The organism is Psychrobacter muriicola 2pS (assembly GCF_904846535.1).
Taxonomy (GTDB): Bacteria; Pseudomonadota; Gammaproteobacteria; order Pseudomonadales; family Moraxellaceae; genus Psychrobacter; species Psychrobacter aquimaris.
This window is the reverse complement of record NZ_CAJHBC010000007.1, coordinates 76,444-93,753: the sequence shown is the minus strand read 5'-3', so window position 1 is coordinate 93,753 and position 17,310 is coordinate 76,444. Positions and strand designations below refer to the sequence as shown.

At 43.5% G+C, this 17,310-nt stretch carries 24 protein-coding genes; 1 reads left to right on the top strand and 23 read right to left on the bottom strand.

What is annotated here, in order from left to right:
* The 23 genes from JMX93_RS11115 to JMX93_RS11005 all read right to left on the bottom strand — a co-directional run bounded on the left by JMX93_RS11115 (nucleotide 1) and on the right by JMX93_RS11005 (nucleotide 16,617).
* Nucleotides 1-135 carry a hypothetical protein gene (locus JMX93_RS11115; RefSeq protein ID WP_318260515.1) on the bottom strand — a complete coding sequence of 45 codons (135 nt, stop codon included), beginning with the start codon at nucleotides 133-135 and terminating at the stop codon, nucleotides 1-3.
* Nucleotides 136-137: 2 nt separating this feature from the next.
* On the bottom strand, nucleotides 138-572 hold the full coding sequence (locus tag JMX93_RS11110; RefSeq protein WP_443557261.1) for a DUF6631 family protein: 435 nt from the start codon (nucleotides 570-572) through the stop codon (nucleotides 138-140).
* Nucleotides 569-802 carry a hypothetical protein gene (locus tag JMX93_RS11105; protein ID WP_499204764.1) on the bottom strand — a complete coding sequence of 78 codons (234 nt, stop codon included), beginning with the start codon at nucleotides 800-802 and terminating at the stop codon, nucleotides 569-571. Before JMX93_RS11105 ends, JMX93_RS11110 begins: the two co-directional genes overlap by 4 nt.
* Complete coding sequence (locus JMX93_RS11100; RefSeq protein WP_499204763.1) at nucleotides 795-3,254, bottom strand: hypothetical protein; 2,460 nt, start codon at nucleotides 3,252-3,254, stop codon at nucleotides 795-797. Before JMX93_RS11100 ends, JMX93_RS11105 begins: the two co-directional genes overlap by 8 nt.
* 18 nt (nucleotides 3,255-3,272) lie before the next feature.
* A complete protein-coding gene (locus tag JMX93_RS11095; protein ID WP_499204762.1) occupies nucleotides 3,273-3,596 on the bottom strand; it encodes a hypothetical protein in 324 nt (107 codons plus the stop codon).
* Between the two features lie 2 nt (nucleotides 3,597-3,598).
* Nucleotides 3,599-4,495 (bottom strand): hypothetical protein, encoded by an 897-nt coding sequence (locus JMX93_RS11090; protein WP_499204761.1) that lies wholly within the window; start codon nucleotides 4,493-4,495, stop codon nucleotides 3,599-3,601.
* A 9-nt stretch (nucleotides 4,496-4,504) separates the two neighbouring features.
* A complete protein-coding gene (locus JMX93_RS11085; protein WP_499204760.1) occupies nucleotides 4,505-4,729 on the bottom strand; it encodes a hypothetical protein in 225 nt (74 codons plus the stop codon).
* A 1-nt stretch (nucleotide 4,730) separates the two neighbouring features.
* Nucleotides 4,731-5,075: a hypothetical protein gene (locus JMX93_RS11080; RefSeq protein ID WP_499204759.1), complete on the bottom strand. Its 345-nt coding sequence runs from the start codon at nucleotides 5,073-5,075 to the stop codon at nucleotides 4,731-4,733.
* Nucleotides 5,075-6,739 carry a hypothetical protein gene (locus JMX93_RS11075; RefSeq protein WP_499204758.1) on the bottom strand — a complete coding sequence of 555 codons (1,665 nt, stop codon included), beginning with the start codon at nucleotides 6,737-6,739 and terminating at the stop codon, nucleotides 5,075-5,077. Before JMX93_RS11075 ends, JMX93_RS11080 begins: the two co-directional genes overlap by 1 nt.
* A 72-nt stretch (nucleotides 6,740-6,811) precedes the next feature.
* Nucleotides 6,812-6,949 (bottom strand): hypothetical protein, encoded by a 138-nt coding sequence (locus JMX93_RS11070; RefSeq protein WP_499204757.1) that lies wholly within the window; start codon nucleotides 6,947-6,949, stop codon nucleotides 6,812-6,814.
* Nucleotides 6,950-6,981: 32 nt separating this feature from the next.
* On the bottom strand, nucleotides 6,982-7,413 hold the full coding sequence (locus JMX93_RS11065; protein ID WP_499204756.1) for a hypothetical protein: 432 nt from the start codon (nucleotides 7,411-7,413) through the stop codon (nucleotides 6,982-6,984).
* 126 nt (nucleotides 7,414-7,539) lie between these two features.
* Nucleotides 7,540-8,289 carry a phage tail tube protein gene (locus tag JMX93_RS11060; RefSeq protein WP_499204755.1) on the bottom strand — a complete coding sequence of 250 codons (750 nt, stop codon included), beginning with the start codon at nucleotides 8,287-8,289 and terminating at the stop codon, nucleotides 7,540-7,542.
* Nucleotides 8,290-8,301: 12 nt separating this feature from the next.
* Complete coding sequence (locus JMX93_RS11055) at nucleotides 8,302-8,820, bottom strand: phage tail terminator protein (RefSeq protein WP_499204754.1); 519 nt, start codon at nucleotides 8,818-8,820, stop codon at nucleotides 8,302-8,304.
* A complete protein-coding gene (locus tag JMX93_RS11050; RefSeq protein ID WP_499204753.1) occupies nucleotides 8,817-9,254 on the bottom strand; it encodes a phage virion morphogenesis protein in 438 nt (145 codons plus the stop codon). The genes JMX93_RS11055 and JMX93_RS11050 overlap by 4 nt, the downstream gene beginning before the upstream one ends.
* Nucleotides 9,255-9,262: 8 nt before the next feature.
* The gene (locus JMX93_RS11045) at nucleotides 9,263-9,700 is read right to left on the bottom strand and encodes a phage protein Gp36 family protein (RefSeq protein WP_499204752.1); all 438 of its coding nucleotides are present in this window, start codon (nucleotides 9,698-9,700) and stop codon (nucleotides 9,263-9,265) included.
* A 2-nt stretch (nucleotides 9,701-9,702) separates the two neighbouring features.
* Nucleotides 9,703-10,038, bottom strand: coding sequence for a hypothetical protein (locus tag JMX93_RS11040; protein ID WP_499204751.1), 336 nt, complete (start codon nucleotides 10,036-10,038; stop codon nucleotides 9,703-9,705).
* 62 nt (nucleotides 10,039-10,100) lie between these two features.
* Nucleotides 10,101-11,195, bottom strand: a complete 1,095-nt coding sequence (locus tag JMX93_RS11035) for a major capsid protein (protein WP_499204750.1) — start codon at nucleotides 11,193-11,195, stop codon at nucleotides 10,101-10,103.
* Between the two features lie 12 nt (nucleotides 11,196-11,207).
* A complete protein-coding gene (locus tag JMX93_RS11030; RefSeq protein WP_499204749.1) occupies nucleotides 11,208-11,588 on the bottom strand; it encodes a hypothetical protein in 381 nt (126 codons plus the stop codon).
* Complete coding sequence (locus tag JMX93_RS11025) at nucleotides 11,588-12,781, bottom strand: S49 family peptidase (protein WP_499204748.1); 1,194 nt, start codon at nucleotides 12,779-12,781, stop codon at nucleotides 11,588-11,590. The genes JMX93_RS11030 and JMX93_RS11025 overlap by 1 nt, the downstream gene beginning before the upstream one ends.
* Nucleotides 12,782-12,909: 128 nt before the next feature.
* Nucleotides 12,910-13,710, bottom strand: coding sequence for a phage head morphogenesis protein (locus JMX93_RS11020; RefSeq protein WP_499204747.1), 801 nt, complete (start codon nucleotides 13,708-13,710; stop codon nucleotides 12,910-12,912).
* A 326-nt stretch (nucleotides 13,711-14,036) separates the two neighbouring features.
* A complete protein-coding gene (locus JMX93_RS11015; protein ID WP_499204746.1) occupies nucleotides 14,037-14,981 on the bottom strand; it encodes an EamA family transporter in 945 nt (314 codons plus the stop codon).
* Nucleotides 14,982-15,059: 78 nt separating this feature from the next.
* Nucleotides 15,060-15,734, bottom strand: a complete 675-nt coding sequence (locus JMX93_RS11010; RefSeq protein WP_499204745.1) for a LysE family translocator — start codon at nucleotides 15,732-15,734, stop codon at nucleotides 15,060-15,062.
* A gap of 76 nt (nucleotides 15,735-15,810) precedes the next feature.
* A complete protein-coding gene (locus JMX93_RS11005; protein WP_499204744.1) occupies nucleotides 15,811-16,617 on the bottom strand; it encodes a PhzF family phenazine biosynthesis protein in 807 nt (268 codons plus the stop codon).
* A 308-nt stretch (nucleotides 16,618-16,925) separates the two neighbouring features.
* Here JMX93_RS11005 and JMX93_RS11000 point away from each other — a divergent pair, with 308 nt between their 5' ends.
* Complete coding sequence (locus JMX93_RS11000) at nucleotides 16,926-17,297, top strand: hypothetical protein (RefSeq protein WP_499204743.1); 372 nt, start codon at nucleotides 16,926-16,928, stop codon at nucleotides 17,295-17,297.
* The last annotated feature ends 13 nt before the right edge of the window (nucleotides 17,298-17,310 follow it).

Genomic DNA, 17,310 nt, shown 5'->3' with positions numbered 1-17,310 from the left:
CTAGTCTTTCATAAACTCTTTCCAGCCTTTCACATCAGCCTGCGATACTCGCATAGCGACTGCCATATCTTTGATTTTCTGCTGATGATCTTTAGCAAATGCCTTGGACAATCCCCACCATTCACCGAACGCCATATCTAGGACGTCGGCTTCTCTAAATCCGATTTTGTAGAATGGTAGTAAGCTGTCGAACCAAGTAGCGCCAGTTGTGCGCCCAGTTGTTTTAGGGGTATGAAAATCTGACGCATAAAAAAATCGCCACTATGGGCGACAACCTCCTGCATAACAGTGAGCATTTCAAGCGGCTCAAGCTCTCGGTAGAAAGTGGGCGTCTGGTCTGTCAGCACCGATGCTAATATGACAGTTTCATCCGTATAGCTGCCAATGAGTGCTAATAGCTCGCTCTCAGGTAGTCCCTTATTTGCTTTTACGATACGCTCAAACTCAGCGACAAAAGGCGTAAATGCTCGTGTTACTTCATTTAGGTTTTTAACTTTGACGCGCTTGATTGTAATCTCTTGTCCTGCCACATTGATAGTTTTAACACTATCGTCTTTTTTAATGTCTGTCATACGTCAATCTCTGTATAAGGTAAATCGGGTGCTTGCGCTACAATCTGCCCATTTTGAATAAACACCTTTGAGCCTAGATCATAAGCAGCAGAGCTTGTTACGATAGTAGTACCGCCACCTTGCATGGTGACGGTATAAGTTGAGCCATTACGAGCAGTGACGGTTGCTAATTGCTTAGCGCCCTGCTCGGTTACGCCTTTAAATAGCGCCCATAAGTTACCACTAGCCACTGGTCGCCTCCTTATCAAAATGACGCTCAACATCGATGGACTGGTCAATCTCTAACGCTCGATTGCTGGATAGACGACCTGTGATAGTCGTACCTCTGACCATGCCAACCCATGAATCACCATCGTTGACCTCAATTAAAGTCGATGGTTTTAGCACACCGATATCTTGATGCAGTGGCATTGATATACCGATGTTACCGATATCACCAGTATCACTCAATATCGATATACCTCGGCTAATCGCGGCTGCTTGCTCGGTTATTAGGTCGCTAGTAACCATAGGCGGCTGATAACCTCCGCTAGTACCTGTGCGCTTTATTAAAGCGCCTATACTACCGTCACGCTCGCCATATACCGTAACCCCATTGTAAGAAGGTTTATTGATACGACCACGGCTGCGGCTGATGATAAGTGATATTGGCAAGCTAATGCTAGGCTCTTGCACTGCCCACTCCCACGATGGTATTGGATAATTTTCTAACACATGGATAATATCTTCGCTCATGTGAGCATTGATAAACCCACCTGCTGCCTCTGCTATCCATTGTAGCGAGTTGATGGGCGTTCGACCTGTATAGCTGTAGGTATTGGCTGGCACATCCCAACCATTTACACCTGCTAACTGCCAGTCAAGTGTAAAGCCACTAGGTACACCAGAGCGGTTTAACTCGTCATCTGCAATCTGCCTTGCGCTCATTGGTGTGTCGTACTTAAAGCCGCGATGTGTAGCGTATGGATGCGCCAATAGCATTGCGCGTGATTTACCTTTGATTGTTAATGAGCTTTCGCCAAATGAGGCGCTATCATCGCAACCATCTAAGATAAAGCGCCACAGATTGCCGTTACAAGTAAAGTCCACTCCTATCTGTTGCTCATGTGCCGTATCGACTTTAGATAGCTCTGATAGCGGTACGGTGGCACTAAATGACCATGTATAGCTATTACTATCAATGCCAACGCTAAAGCCTAGCAACTTAATATCACGCCCATCGTCGGAGCGCGTTAATGACACACTATTTGTCACAAATATAACCCCTTTTTTATATGCCTCGCCTTTTTCGCCAATCAACAGCACAAGCAATGCGATTGCATCAAATGTAGTATTTGCGTTTACCACCATGCCTGATGATTGACCAAACACTTTTGGTTTGCACATCACAACATCAAGCGTCGGATTAACTGCCAATGTTTTGCGCTTACACAGATAGGTGTCCATGGCATCGGCATCAGTAGCTGATAACAACAACGTGCCACGTGGCATCGTCATTGTCATAGCTAAGCTACTAGATGCGCCTCTATCAGCGATACGCCTTGTCATCGGTAACACTAATTCGTCATTGTAAACATAGTGACGTAATGCGCCCGATCCACACTCCCAGCCTTCAATAATTTGTTCTTTGAGGATGACGGTCTGTGATAATGGTGGTGGTACATATCTGAGTTTTGAGAATGGCAGTCTTGCAAACTCTGTCAACACTTCTTTTTGCGCAATTAAGATTGCGCTATTTTCAAAGCCAATCCTATTGCTATTTGCTATTAACTTAGTTGTCTCAGTACGTATCGCTCTGGCAATTTGCCGCCTAGCCATGGACTCAAAACCATACCACTTACTTTGACCAGCCAGTGCGGCTTGCTCGGTATCAATAGCCTTGCTTTTACCTATCAGTTTTTGAGACTCAAAGCCCTGCGCTTGCCTTAATCCAATTAATCTTGATTGTTCGCCTTTCGATTTAAGATTGATATGCAGCTGATCGTTATTATTGAAGCTTGATTGTACTGTGTTTCCAAGGAGCGTTGATTGCTCAACTTTGCTTGTTACGCTGTCACTAAGTCTTGCGGTGCTATCAAAGCCTGACTGCCTACTAATGCCTGTTGTTTTTGATTGCTCAAACTTGATGCCTATCTCAAAAAAAGATGACCTCTCTACGTTTGAGTCATAACCGACAGTAGCGCTTGCTGTAGGGTTTAAACCGCCATAAGCAATAATACTAACGTTTACATCATTCTCGGACTCATCAACTGTAAATGTAGCTGACGCTATCGGTGTTATACCGGCTATCGAAGTGATAGCAATCGACACATCATCACCAACGTCAGGCGGCGTAACCGGCACACCAACAACCGTGCCAAGTCTGCGCGTCATACCTAGCGGTAATTCACTTGATAACGGTTGCTCACTCACCTCTAAAGACAAAGGCAGCGGTAAGCTGCTTGATATAAAATATAGCGGTGGAGCTATCGTACCTAGCGGCTGACTCATGGATAAAGTCAGCGCATTAGCACTTGGTTGGTCGCTACTTAACCGCTCCATACGTAGCGGTAGCGCATCAGCAAAAACATACTTGTAGCGTGTTATATCGCCAAGATTTCGATCAAGCGGCAATGACAATCTATTAGCTCTTGGCTGCACTGATAAATAACGCTCAAGTATGAGGCGTAACTGATTAGACATTTAACACCTCAATTTAAGTTACTGCCAAGTTTGCCACAGTGCTTGCTGCTCAACTACCGTCAAGTCATCAGCAGGGGTAACATAATCCCATGCAAATGGCTCAAGCTCTCGCTTATGGTCGCGTACCATTACCAAATACTCTTGCAAAGTATTAATCCCAATAAACATATAATGACCACTATTAAGCGAGGTTACGCGCTGTATAACTTGCAAGGTATCAGCACTAAGCAGGTAAATATGCCTAGATGCTGGTTTACCAACAACGGTAACAATACCGTCATCACGACCAGCAATATAACCAGTGTGATTTGTATTTAGCTGAGTATATGATTTTGAATACATATTCAATACTCCCAATAATCTATATATAAAAGAATAGCCCTAGCACTTGCCTCTACGTTTGCAGAGGTCGTTTCCCTGCCCATGCAGACGTAAACCATCGGCCTACCATCATCATCAACGGTATCCCTAACGCCAAATAAGTTTATGGACTTAGCGGAATCAACTGCCATGAATCCTGGATGTTCAGCAGCAAAAATACCCCCATTGTATAAGTACAGCTTGGATATGACGTCAACATCTGATGTTCCGTAGGTTTTTGCTCCGGTTGTTATCCCTGATATGTTTGCCGATGAAAAGGTTAGATTGCTGTAAGACTCTAGGTTTAGGTGTGACGCTGATGTTGACGAGTAAAGCTGATACGGCTGATAACTTGCACCGTGGCCTACAGACCAATAAGCGATATTCTTACCACTGGTTGTTGCAATTGCGGACTTAACCATGCCAAAATATGTAACCCTTGCAACCATTGCGCTTACATCAGATTGGTACATTGACTCGATAAAGAAAAAACCGCGACCAGTCACTAGCATCTGCCAACCATTATTAGGGCTTGTCTTATCTATATAAGTAAATACTTTTTTTCCAGAATTATTGGTCGGGTCTGTTCGGACATCTAAATATTTATAATACCATGTTGTCGTCGTGGCACTGGCATCGGAAACACCTATCTTATAACTACTCATTGAGGTGCTAGGACTAACAAACTCACCTGCATTAGTTGTTTCATTCGTTACAGACCAACCCGCACTTGTGACAGATCCATAGCCAGTTACCAAGCAGGATTTTATTATTGCGTAAACATCACCTGCTACACGGCTGTTATAGTTGATTTGAGGTGCGCCCGTATCGGTGCTTTTAAACCTCTTCACTGTCTCGTTTACTGGATTCAAAAAACTCATAATCTACCCTTATTTATTTAATACAAATTCGTATGGCCCGTGTGTAATCGGTTCGCACCCGTCAGCAACGTAAGTAATGCCAACTATTAGATTGGTATCGTAATCGAACGACCAATTGCCAGATGCATCTGTTATCGATTTGCCTAGACACTTTCCTGTTTTCCAAGCGAATAGCAGCACATAATCAATGGCTGTGCCGTTAAATCTCTTTGCTCTACCGTTGATTGTTGCCATATCACACGCCCATTGTTAGCGATGCCAATGTTACGTAACCACCTTGATAGATTTGCGGCTTATCAAGAGACAGCTCTGTTGCGACATCAAGCGTCGCAATAAGCGCCCCACTAGCATCTAGCACCTTTGCTACTGTTGGTGCGCCTGATGCGATAGCCAAAACCTTTGGTGGTATCTTAAACGTCATTACCGCATTGGTAATTGATTCCTGTGCTGGATTGAGTAGCGCAAACTCAGCGGCAAGTGTTGCGCCCACGTAGATTGATAGCACCGAGTTAGTACCGACATTTAATCTATCAGCAATCCCTTGCAACGCTGCGTTTTTTGCATCAACACTTAGTATCATTACGCACCTCGCACACGGTCAATATTGGCGTGATAGCCAATAGTGAAATCGTAAGTATTTAAGCTGTCGATCTGATGCTGCTGGATAGCACTGCCAAACCATACGGGATTCTTTGCTGCTTCGGTATTGAGTCGCACCACATTAGCAGCTGACCAACCTGTACTCCACGCTGCTACTGGTATCGTAAAGTATGGATAGCCAGTCATGGGGTTAATAGGTGCTGTCAGCGTTGTTGTTGAGCCAGTGCCAATCTCGCCCACTGTTTCACCAACGATGCGAAATGCAGTGGCACTCGTAAACACTAGCGCCCATCGCTCCTCAATCGCATCACGATTGGTCACGACAATAGGGTTATTAGCTACCTGTAATTGCGCCTCAGCTCTATCGCCAATCAACTGGTCGCTAAATTCTTTTGTCCACGACTTTTGGCTAAACACGTTAAACGTTCGTGCTTGCATATCGCCCATGACGAGCATTGAGCTAAACACTGCTGCATCTGTATAGTTGTGAGTAATAGGGTTTAGCAGGTTGACTGTTTGTCCGCTAATTGATTCCACTTTAGCCAAATCCATGATGCGATATTTAGCGGTCAATGGAGCTGTATAACCTGACATATCAAACATACCGTTAAGCTGCAATATACCTGCATCTAGGTCGATATCAAGATAATCAAAGCTGATTTTTACATCATTGGCATCAACCACGTTTACATCGGACAGTCGCTCAAAAACCAAATCAAACGTGTCGTTCGGGTTATTGGTTGGTAGTTGCATCGATTTTATCTCAGTGATTGTTATTAAGTCGCCGACATCAACCAAATCAACTAAGCCGTCTGATGGTAGTCTCGATAAATCAACACCAACCTTCTGACTATCTAGCGATAAGCCTGATGGCGCGATACGCAACTTACTAGATAGTAGTGTTACTTGTTCAGCGCCGATGATAGCTGGCGCACTTAGCTTGGTTGCACCATAAAACTTTAGACTTGCATTTTTTCTTGTGCTGAATATATCAAATGCTTGCCCTAAATCTGGAGTATCTAATTCGCCGCCAAAATCATAATTTAACGGCTCCCTAATCGTCAGCGTAACAACCCTCATGGCATATTGCGGATCGGGAGTCTCAACCAGTACGTCAGTAACTTTTAAAAACTGAGAGTAAACAACCTCACCGATTGGCGTGGATTGCGGAATTTGCTTTTGCATCAACTGGGTAACTTTTACAACATCGCCGATTACAGGTACAAACTCGCCTTGATTTGCAAATTTAAACGTATAGCTACCTTTGTAATTCTTGCCCTGATAGTAGGCGCGGTAGCTCTCTTGCGGATAAGTGTAGCTATTCATGTATTCCACAGCATCAGTACGTCTATCAGCAAAACTTGTGGCAGCGAACATAAATACCGAGGTGTTAGGGTTGCTAGGTATCTCCGTAATCAACACACGTGACGCTTGCAGTAAGTCAGTGCTAGGTGTTAAGACGGACGGGAATACTTTACGCAAGCGCACACGACCTTCCAGCGCATCAATATCTGACACATCAGGGAGTAAGTTATTTGACACCCCATCAATGACAGCAATACCCGTTGGCAATCCACCACCATCAGGAGTGTCTGCCATGACCTCGCTTTTTAGTATTTCTAAATCGTTTTGAGTAATCGCCATGTCGTCATCCATCAAATTTTGGACATTAAAAAACCCACTACAATGAGTGGGCTGTGGTTTTGCTTGTAGATTCTATATATTCTTATAGGCTTGTATTGTCTCGATAATCATGTTGATGCCAAGAATTATCGCCATAACATAAAGTAGGATAAGAACCCTGAAGTCCTTTTCTTTTAGCTTAGCCGCAAGAGTTTTATCTTTATCACTCATGACCAACCACCTCTCTCAATTATTCTGTTGCTTTACTCGCTCGGTATATCTAAAAACCTAAGCGTCACGTTGTAATAATCGGTCAGCTCGGGACTGGTCGTATTCTTAACTGGCTTGGCTTCAATAGCCTCACCTGTCGTATCAAATATCACCTTAACTCGCTTTACGACTCCATCCGCTAGATAATCCAACCAAAACGTAGCCCCCAGCTTGTCACGCTCAGACTTGAGCGCATTGATCGTCGCTCGTGATAGTACGCCATGACCATCAGGTGCTTGCATCGTGTACGGTCTGCCAGCCTTACGCTCTGACTGCTCAGCGATCATCGTACCGTCTAGCGCGTACTTTGTACTTGATACAATGGCTGACCAGTCGTGCTCACCTTCAGGATATAAGCTATCAGATAAGACAATAACCGCGCCTGTGGCTGTATTCGTCAGCTTGGTTTGTGCATTAGTACGCATAATCATTCCTTTTTATTTGAGTAAGCCATCGACGCGCAATGATTTACTTAAATAAAAAAAAGCTCACCGATTAAGATGAGCTTTTGTTTTATCTATAGGTACTTATATTTGGTCTTTGCGATTAAGCTATAACTTCACAATCTCGTAAGTTGCTTCTTCTGCTTCGTCATATAACAAGTCAGCTTCAAGCGTCATTTCGCTAAAGTCATCACTGATTAGATCAAGCGTATCAGCAGGTGATAGCTTGGCACGATAAGCTGTGACCACCTGCTTATCTTTTTGACCAACTTTGTTTAGACCATCAACACGGATTCGATAATAATCAACATCGTCAGTCATTGGCTTCATAACCGTTGCAGTGCCGTAACTATAAGTCACGATTAGCGGCGATGTGAGCGTCTGCTTTTCTAATAGCTCGATGGTGCCGTACTTTTTATCAATCGTGTAGTCAATGCCTTCGACCAAATCAAGCGCGGTGACGGTAGTGCTGTCTTTAAACGATGTGATTTCAGTCACGTTTTTATGCTTCAGGAAGATAATATCACCTACTTCTGAAACGGCATGTTCTTCGCCCGTCGCTGTGCCGGTAGCAACTTCTGTAACCGTTGCTTGTAATGCTGCTTGCATTGCTTCTGGACGACGCTCATTAAGCGTTAAGCTAAACGTTGTGGCCTTTCTGCCATCATCTTTGTCCCATACTTGATTTTTACCAGAGTGATATTCAATTAGCTCTTTTTCATCCTCTATCGAGTGACTAAAAGAGGCGGCATTTGCTAAACCAACCCAAAAGGGTTTGCCTTCTACGCCATTTTTAACAGCGGTTAAATACACTTTACCGTTACCGATAAATGCGTGAGATTGTTGTTTATCTGCCATGATTTTTGTCCTCTAAGGCTGGAATTTAGTTTGAAAAGTGAATGGATATAGTGCGAACGTACTGGAATAATCAGGACGCCCGCTTGTTGATGTGCGCTCTAGTGCGTCATGGTATTCGTCAAGTTGATACCCTTGCACATGATTGATAACCTTGCTTATTAACTCACCAGACGCTTGCATTAGCTCAACTGTGGTTGTCTGCGCCGCTTGATTGCTTACAGCTACTACAACCGTCCATTGTTGCGTATCGCTACTGTCTATCGAACCATTGGCATTTGGATTATTTGAGGTATTAACAACATACAAAGCGGGAGTAATACTTTTATTAATCTTACTGATATCTGCAATGGTGCCAATGTGTTTAATACCCCATATATCAGCATTAGCTTGAGCCTTAATCAGCAACTCTTCATCAGATACCAACCTTACCTCGTGCTGACTCTTTGTCTCGTAAACCCTTCTGTCTTTAGGTCTAAACTCCTCAAGTAAATGGTCAATCAAGCCAAGACCTACTGAAAAATAATTACTCATAAGTCCACGTCCATAATTCGATTGATGATATTAAGCACTGACGCTCTGTCGTTTTCGTTCATACCTAAGAACGGTCTGGGCGTGATATTGCCCCACAAGTGAGGGAATTGCTCTTTGGTGCCGCCATAGTGCATCATTGGTCCATACACCACGTTTGTGCCCCACTTGACGCCATCAGGTAGTGGCACATAGGTTAACGAACCCATTAAGCGACCAGTATCACGCAGCGTCTTACCTTTTTGCTCAATAGCTCTTAGAGAGGGCAACCATGGTTGACGCTGTAGATCGTGCTGATTGTAGAAACGCTCCTCGGTCTGATAAACCATCTCAGCGCCAGCCATTCGGCTAAACTTCTGCATTTTTTGACTATCAAAAAACAAGTCGCCCAACCGCCTAATAATCTCATCGCCGCCTGATAATTCAGCATCAAACATGACTCACCTCACTTAATGCTAGGCATCTTGGCAAACACGTCATCACCAAAGATTTGACCAGGGTAACTACTGCCAATTGGCACAGCAGGCTTAATATAAGTGCTTTGCTGCTCATCTAGTGTAAGCGTCTGAGCAAACGTGACATTGGCGCGACCTGCGCTAACGTCCTTTAACCAAGCAACCTCTTCTTTGTAGCGGTCTTCCGGCTCACCTGTTGCGTCGTTTTTATACAGCAAGTATCTTGCGATATTGCAGCAAACTAGCTCTAAGTTATCCGTTTTGGCGATGGGCGTGTTATATCGAGTAGATAAGAAACTATCCATCTTGCCACTTGCGCTTTTTAATGCTTTAGCGGTTGCAGCCAACGGGTCTTCATGTAACGACTCAAGCTGACTAATTTCCAACTCACTAAAGTGACTGATTAAATCATCACGAGTCGCGTACATAGTTAGTCCTTCGGAAATAGAGCAATTAGTGTTTTCTTATCATCAGATGCGTTGTACTCAATGCCTTCTTCATCAAGCAAAACCTTCAGATCTTTATTTGTGAGTTTATCGAGCTCAACCACTTCATTGGTGTCATCTTCGTCAGAATCGTTTTCTTCACCGTCAGCTTCTGCGATAGCACCTTTGCTTAACAAAAACTTAGCTCGATCAGCAGTTAAGCCAGTGATTGTTTTGCTGTCTTTAATGGCTGCTTTTAGCTCATCGTCAGTGATGACTGGGATTTTTTCGCCAGTAACGTATTGGCCAATAGCTTGTTTTGCAATGTAAAATTTAGACATTATTTGCTCCATGTGAGCCGCTGATAGGCGACCCATTTAATTATTTAAACAAAGGAAGTTGGTTAAAGAGTGATAAAACCAGTACCACCACAGGCACCATTTTTATTGATTGGCACAGGCAAAGGGCTTGAGTCAGCAATAAACTTATCAACTGATGGATCGTCACTAAATACGTGATACGGCATCAATTCCATTGCCAACTTCGCAGGATTTTTACGATGCTTAATCATGCAGAAGTAAAGCTTGTTATTACGCTCAGACACCAACCAAAAGCCGTCTTCTGGAATCATTAACTCGCTTGTACCATCTTCTGTATCAAATTCAGCGTCATACGTCCAAAATTCAATACCGTCAAGCGTTCCACGCGAGGTTGCTTCAACTTCGCCACCAAAGCTGCCATCAAATACACGAGTTGCCGTACTGTCTTTTGATTCGGTGAATTTATCATTAAACGGCTTGTTATCTGACAACGTATCGAATACACGGCTAGGCATAACAGCATCAACTGGACGGCGCTTACCATGCTTTACCAAATTTTTAACCATCTTGCGAATGTCTTGGTAAGGTGTGGCGCCTACTTGGTCCCATGCAATGGCAGGGCTAAATGTCAAATCACTATGGCGACCATAATCAACGGTAACACCCGCATTATCATCGCCTTCCACAACAACCTTGCCGTATAGCAAAGCATCGCGGCACATGATAGCGATACGAGCAGACAATGACTCACGGATGGTCCAGTACGATACAGCAGCAGCCATTTCCCACTCATCTTGCATGGTAGGCGGCACACCAGCAGCATTGGTTGCAATGACACGCATGGCTTGTAATAACTTGAGCATTTTGGCTTTGATTTTGCTGCTAGGTTCTACAACACAGGCAGGTTTAAAGTAAGGTGCTGGAATGTATTTAACATTCAACTCAACCTTGTCTTTAATCACACGACCTTGAGCTGTCGGCACCACAGCAGGTGCTAGCGGAATATAGGTTTTGATATCGCCTACTGGCACTTTATCTTCATTGTTTAAGTATTCTTCATCGCTGAAGTAACGATCACGAAAAAAAGTATCGACTGGTTTGCTATGATCATAAACCGCGCCAAGTTCTTCAAAAGATGCTGTTTCAATTTCAGCGCCTTCAATATTAAAAGTAGCCATAAATATTTATCCTTATTTAACGACGCTAAGCGTGATTTTAGTTGAGCGATTAGCGTATGCACGCGCCGCTAGCTTTTGAGTTGGAGTGAGTGCCGCGCCGTTCAGCTTGACTTCTGCAACATCAAACTTACCTGCAACATAAACGGGCATTTCAACACCTGCTGCAATCTTGGCAGTTGCTTGCTCGGCAGTTACGTCAGCTAGACAGATGACATGCCAGTCAGCTTGTGCACCCGTTGATGCGTCACTGTGAGTCGCTACGTTGGTGCCAGCAGCAATTACTAGCAAGTCACCACGTTTGTATGCAGTGCCAGTTGTAGGTACGACGCTATCAGTGATAGGTGCAACATCGACCGTTAACGGCTGCTCAGTTGTATAGTTGAAATCACCCATTATTTAGCTCCTTGTGCTTTAGCTGCTTCAACAGCTGCTAGAATTTTACTTTCGCCACCTTCACGTCCATTGGTTGCTTGCGGCTTATCCAAGCCATCAGGCAATGTCGGTGCTTTAGGTGCAACTGGTGTGGCCAATGCAACTGAAGTAGCAAACTGCGCCTCATCCATTGCTTTGAATGCAGTTGATTGCTCATCCGTAAACTCACGACCAGTGTCAGCAGCTAGTTTATCGATAGCGGCTTGGCGTGTTGACGCTTGAGAATCAGATAGTGCTTTCTCTGCTTTTTCAGCTCGCTCAATGGCGGCCTGTACAGCTTCAGCCTTTTCTTTTTCAAGCGCTGTGATTTTGGCTTGCGCCTTTTCTAACTCGTTCAAGTCGTACTCCTCGGGGTTATTGTTGCTCTGTGCGATGCTGCTTGAGACTGCGACACTATCGGCAATCACATCAATCAGACCTAATTCTTTGGCTTTCGTGGCGGTGAATACATCGCCTTCCCAGCCTTTGACTGTCTTAGCATCAACATTGCGCTGTGCTGCCACATGATTGAAAAATATACTCGCTGATTCATCAACGCCTTCTTGTAGGCGCTGCTTTTCATCGTCTGTCAGTGGCATGAATGAGTTGAATGCCGCTTTCCACCTGCCCGATCGGAACAATGAGACTTTTTCACCATAACGCTCAAGCCATCCGCTTTCTTCGGTGTGGACCACATAAACACCAATACTGGCAAGGCCTGATTGCTTGGTTGCGGTAATCTTGATCGTGCTTGCAGCAAGCCAGTAAGCAGCGGAATAGGCGTCGCCACTTACAAACGCTTCAATCGGTTTTGCAGACTGATAGATAGTCTCAGTGATACCGTCAAGCCCTGCGACATAACCACCACCGCTATCAATATCTAGGACAATGCTAGTCACCGTGTAATCATCATTGGCTTGCTGAATGTAGTCCGCTAGGTTTGCATAGCCTGTAACACCCCATGAGCGATAATCACCTGATGTCTCAGGTACTAGCAGTCCGCGAACATCGATGGTCGCTACGCCATTTTCAACTGTGTAAGCTGGTTCGCTGTCTTCATCGTCATAGCGTGATAGTGCCCTGAAGTCGATAGAGGCAAGCTCGCCCTGCAAGTCGTGACAAGCCATGAGCGCATGACTTTCAATATCGCGCTTAATCTTTGCTTGTAAGTTCATATTTCACCCATTAAAAAACCGCCTCAATGGGCGGCTTATTGGTTATCTTTTTTTACGTCTCTTTGAGTACGTGACCAATGCTATGTCTATCATCAGCACAATAGCTTTGAGTATTCGCGTTCGTTTATTCATGCGCCCTCCTCCTCAACCAGTCTTTTAGCCTCATCAATCATCGCAGCAAGCTCAGGTATCGGCTGTGCCAACATCACGTTAATTGCCGCCTCAATGCGCTGTCTTGCTGCCAATATCGCACCTGACTGCTTGTAGTATGTGATAGCAAGCTCAGCTATTTTGTCATTGACCAACTTATTCATATTGCCCGTGTACTGTGCAGGTGTGCCACCAATCCAACCTTTATCGTTTGGTACGTTTGGTAAGTTGTCGTCGGTCGTTATACCTTTGGCCTGTGCTTGCGACTCGGTAAGTGATCGGCAAACGCACCGGCAGCGATACCCTGAAGGAGCGTAGTGCTGTTGCCAGAACGGATCATCGATATGTCTAACCACACCATCTAGAACCTTATGAGCTGGGCGCTGTCTAATATCATTGATGCCGTCACGCATCAAATACGGGCGTTCATCTTTATTCTGTTGCTGCTGGTACCAGCGACCTCGACCATATGCGCCTTGGATATTCGTTCTAAAGATATTGTCTAGCCGATGCCTTGGCAGGTTGATATCAATGTCACCTTTTTTAACCGCGTTCTGAAAGTCTGCAAAAGTGCCACCGCTGTCAAGTTGGTCATTAACCAAGCTCATAACGTGCTTGATCTGCTCAGTCTGCCCTAGTCCTGCGATGGATACCGCTTGCTGACGCTGGATAGGTGTCATTACGTTGTAGTAGTTATTTGGTAGCACTACCTCACGATTAAGCGCGTAAGCAATGGCTTCAATAAACTTTACGTCAAATGCTGCTGTCGTCGTTGCCATTGATTGCTCACTGTATTTTGGACAATAAAAAAGCCCATTCGTTAGAATGAGCTTTAAAGTTTTCATTTTAATTAGCGTACTGAACTCTTCTACTAGTATTAAACTTACTGTATATATAAGTATCTATCATAACCGCTCTTATGGAGGTAAAAGTGGTTCCCTAGTGAGGACTCGAACCCTAAGTTGTAGGCTAATGGCATCAACGATTTTTCTCACTGAAGTATTATCAATGTACTTCGTTGTGTACATGCAGTGAGTTTTTGAATAGTAGATCACATTATTTTTATTTACCGTAAACGCTATTATGGGAATAAGTACAGCTAACATCATATTGGCTGGCGCTTTCTTCCCAGTTTAATTTTCATATTCGCTAGTACCAATCCCGACAATATCAATACCATTGCCAGCATCTTCCACCATGTCACGACTTCTCCTGTGAGCAGCACTGAGGTTGTCATACCGAATACTGGCACCAACAGAGCAAACGGCATAACCTTAGAAGCCGTATTTTGGCTAAGCAGATGCGCCCACAGTCCAAAGCCTATCAGCGTTGAGACATACACGATAAACCCAAGTGATAACCAAGACTTAAGTGATGCCTCGGTAAATGTCGCTAACTGCCATGCCTCGGTCTCAAACATGAGAGAAGATAAAGTTAAAATCACGCAAGCGATCAGACCACCCCAAACCACGAGAGCGAGAGCAGCCAACGCGGATGCCTTATTCTTTCCAGTATTAGACGAAATAATAGCCACGTCTGATCCTTGCTGCGCCGCTTGTGTTGACGCCTGTTTTGAAGCAATGTTACCAAAGCTCCAGCCTATGGCCGCAATCAAGATACAGACAAACCCAGCTAAAGGCATGTCACCACCAAGATTTAACGCGATGACGCTAAGTCCTAGCACACCAACCAGCATACCGATGATTTGCATGCGACTCACTGCCTCACCCAATATGAAATACGCCAGCAATACGGTGATAAAAATTTGAATTTGTAGCAATAGCGCCGTCAACCCTGCCGATGCCCCTAAATGCATGGCAGTAAAGACAAAAGCATACTGCATGACAAACGTACCGATAGCATAGATAAGTAATGTACGGTTAAATTTGGGCGGCTTCAGAAAAAAAACCAGTGGCACAGCGGTAAAGAAGAAACGCAGGGCGGTGAGCATTAGCGGTGGAAAGCTTTCAAGTCCCCATGCAATAAAGGTAAAGTTCACACCCCAAATAAAAGTAACCAGTACAGCCAATGCGGTGTATATAGGGGTCATATCGTTGGCCTAGGAAATTATGGCTGGTTATTATATTTAAAAATCTTATGGCAATCTCGTATTAACCATAGGAGGCTTTTAGAGAGCGAGCACCACACTTACAAATAATAGAACGGAAATGAACATCAATGTTACGCCGCCGATTTTTGTAATTAAATATAGGTTATCTTGAGCTTTCCATAGATATCGACTGGCTAAAGCAAATGCTTCTGCGTAGCAAAAATGGATAAGTAAGACCAGCAGGCAAAAAGCTGAAGCTAAAATCAGAAATTGAGAAAGATAGGTTTGCTCAGTATCGATAAACTGCGGAAATACAGCCATAAAAAATAAGATAGGTTTTGGGTTAGAAAGAGAGGTTAGCAAACCTTCTTTGAATAACCTACCAGCACTTGTACTACTCACATCTAACGTGTTGCCAGAATCTAGGACAAATGATTTTCTTTTTCCAAAGGCCATTTTAAAACCCAAGTAAAATATATACATTGCGCCCAACAATTGAATGGCCAAGAACATTTTCTTTGATGTTGCGATCACTAGTCCAATACTAGTAGCTGAGACAATAGCCACGCCTAGCATTCCTAGAGAGATACCCAAGATGCCATAAGCGGTCTTTTTTCGACCATGCGTCAGGGAGTTTGTAATACTTAGAATGACACCGGGGCCTGGGCTAGCAATAGTGGCAGAGGCTATAAGGATATATAGGGCAATGTTATTCATTAAAATACGACTACCAGAGTAAGCTTTTGTTGGCATTCTAGCATTTAATTGATATTTTAAACTATGCTTATTTTAGAAAGTATAGTCATTCTGAAAAACGAAAGATTATGCCTTAAACAGTAATAAATCCTGTTAAATACTGCACCGCATTGCCAGAAATAAGCACTCTATCACCTGCTACGACGCATTCAAGTATTCCGCCTCGACTTGATGCTTGATAGGCTACCAATTCATTTCTATCTAAGCGCTCTGCCCAAAACGGTGCAAGCCCAGTGTGGATTGATCCGGTTACTGGATCTTCATTACCACCGTTTTCTGGTACAAAATATCTAGAGATAAAATCATAATCTTTGCACTCGGATAGACAAGTCACAACTAGCTTTAAAGGTGCGATTTGTTTAAGTATTTCATTGTCACGATCTACAGACAGAACATCAGATTCGGAGTTATAAACTACAAAATATGCTTGTGTATTGCGATAGACTTCAACAGGAACAATAGATAGACCTGCTAATAAGCTATTGGAAATACCATCCACTTTCTCAGGCTTAGTATTTGGAAAGTTTATTTGTATTTTTCCAGCGTCTGTTTGTGCGATTGTCAGTATTCCAACCGCTTTGGCTGAAAGCTTAATCGTTTTTAAAGCAGGGTTTTTATTAAATAAGACAAAGGCTGACGCTAAGGTTGCATGACCACAAAAAGCAATTTCAGTCGTTGGAGAGAACCAACGAACATGATAAGTCCCTTTTTTATCTGTCTCATCAGCAACTAAAAAGGCAGTTGCGGGTAAATTATTCTCCATTGCAATAGACTGCATTAAGTCTTCGTCTAGCCAACTATTAGTGACAATAACTGCTGCTGAATTTCCTTTAAAAACGGTATCGGTGAAAGCGTCAACGACGTTGATCTCGAGTTGCATTCTCTGTCCTTTAATAAATATATCATTTAATCCGTTAGTTGGATTAGCGTACTCATTTCATCTTAATAGGTACACAGCGTACACTGTAATATTATAAATAATTTGAATTGTTGATAAAAACAACTTACAACCAAAGATTCAAGTCCTCACTAGGAAACCGAAACACTGAAAGTGCCTGATTAGTTCCCTTGGGGGATACCCCAAGGGAACCAGCTATTTCACCCTTCAAACATATTAACAGCCTACTTAAAACAGACTGATATAATGGAACCATTTAAAAAACTATAACACTCGTAGGAGTCTCTTTGATGGAAAACAGTAAACCACAAATCTCTATATCAAGCCTAGACTTTAATAATCTACGCAAACTCATGGATGCGTTGATCAGTCTGAAAAAGATTAATGATCTAGATTCTCTTGATGCAGACTACAGCTTTGAATGGCAAGAAGATGCCAATGAGATGATTGATGGCATCAACAAGTATGTAGAGCAAACATTAGCTAGCCTAGAGACACAGAATTATCAAAATGCTCATTGTAGTCTGACTTCTTTGAGAATACGCTTACAGGGTTTAAACGGTACTATTAACGGAATAACCAATGATACTATTTTATTGAATAGTGATAATGAAGAGTTCACCTGGCCATTACTGACGGAAGACTGTCGTCTGCTTGAATGAGTGTATTAGACAT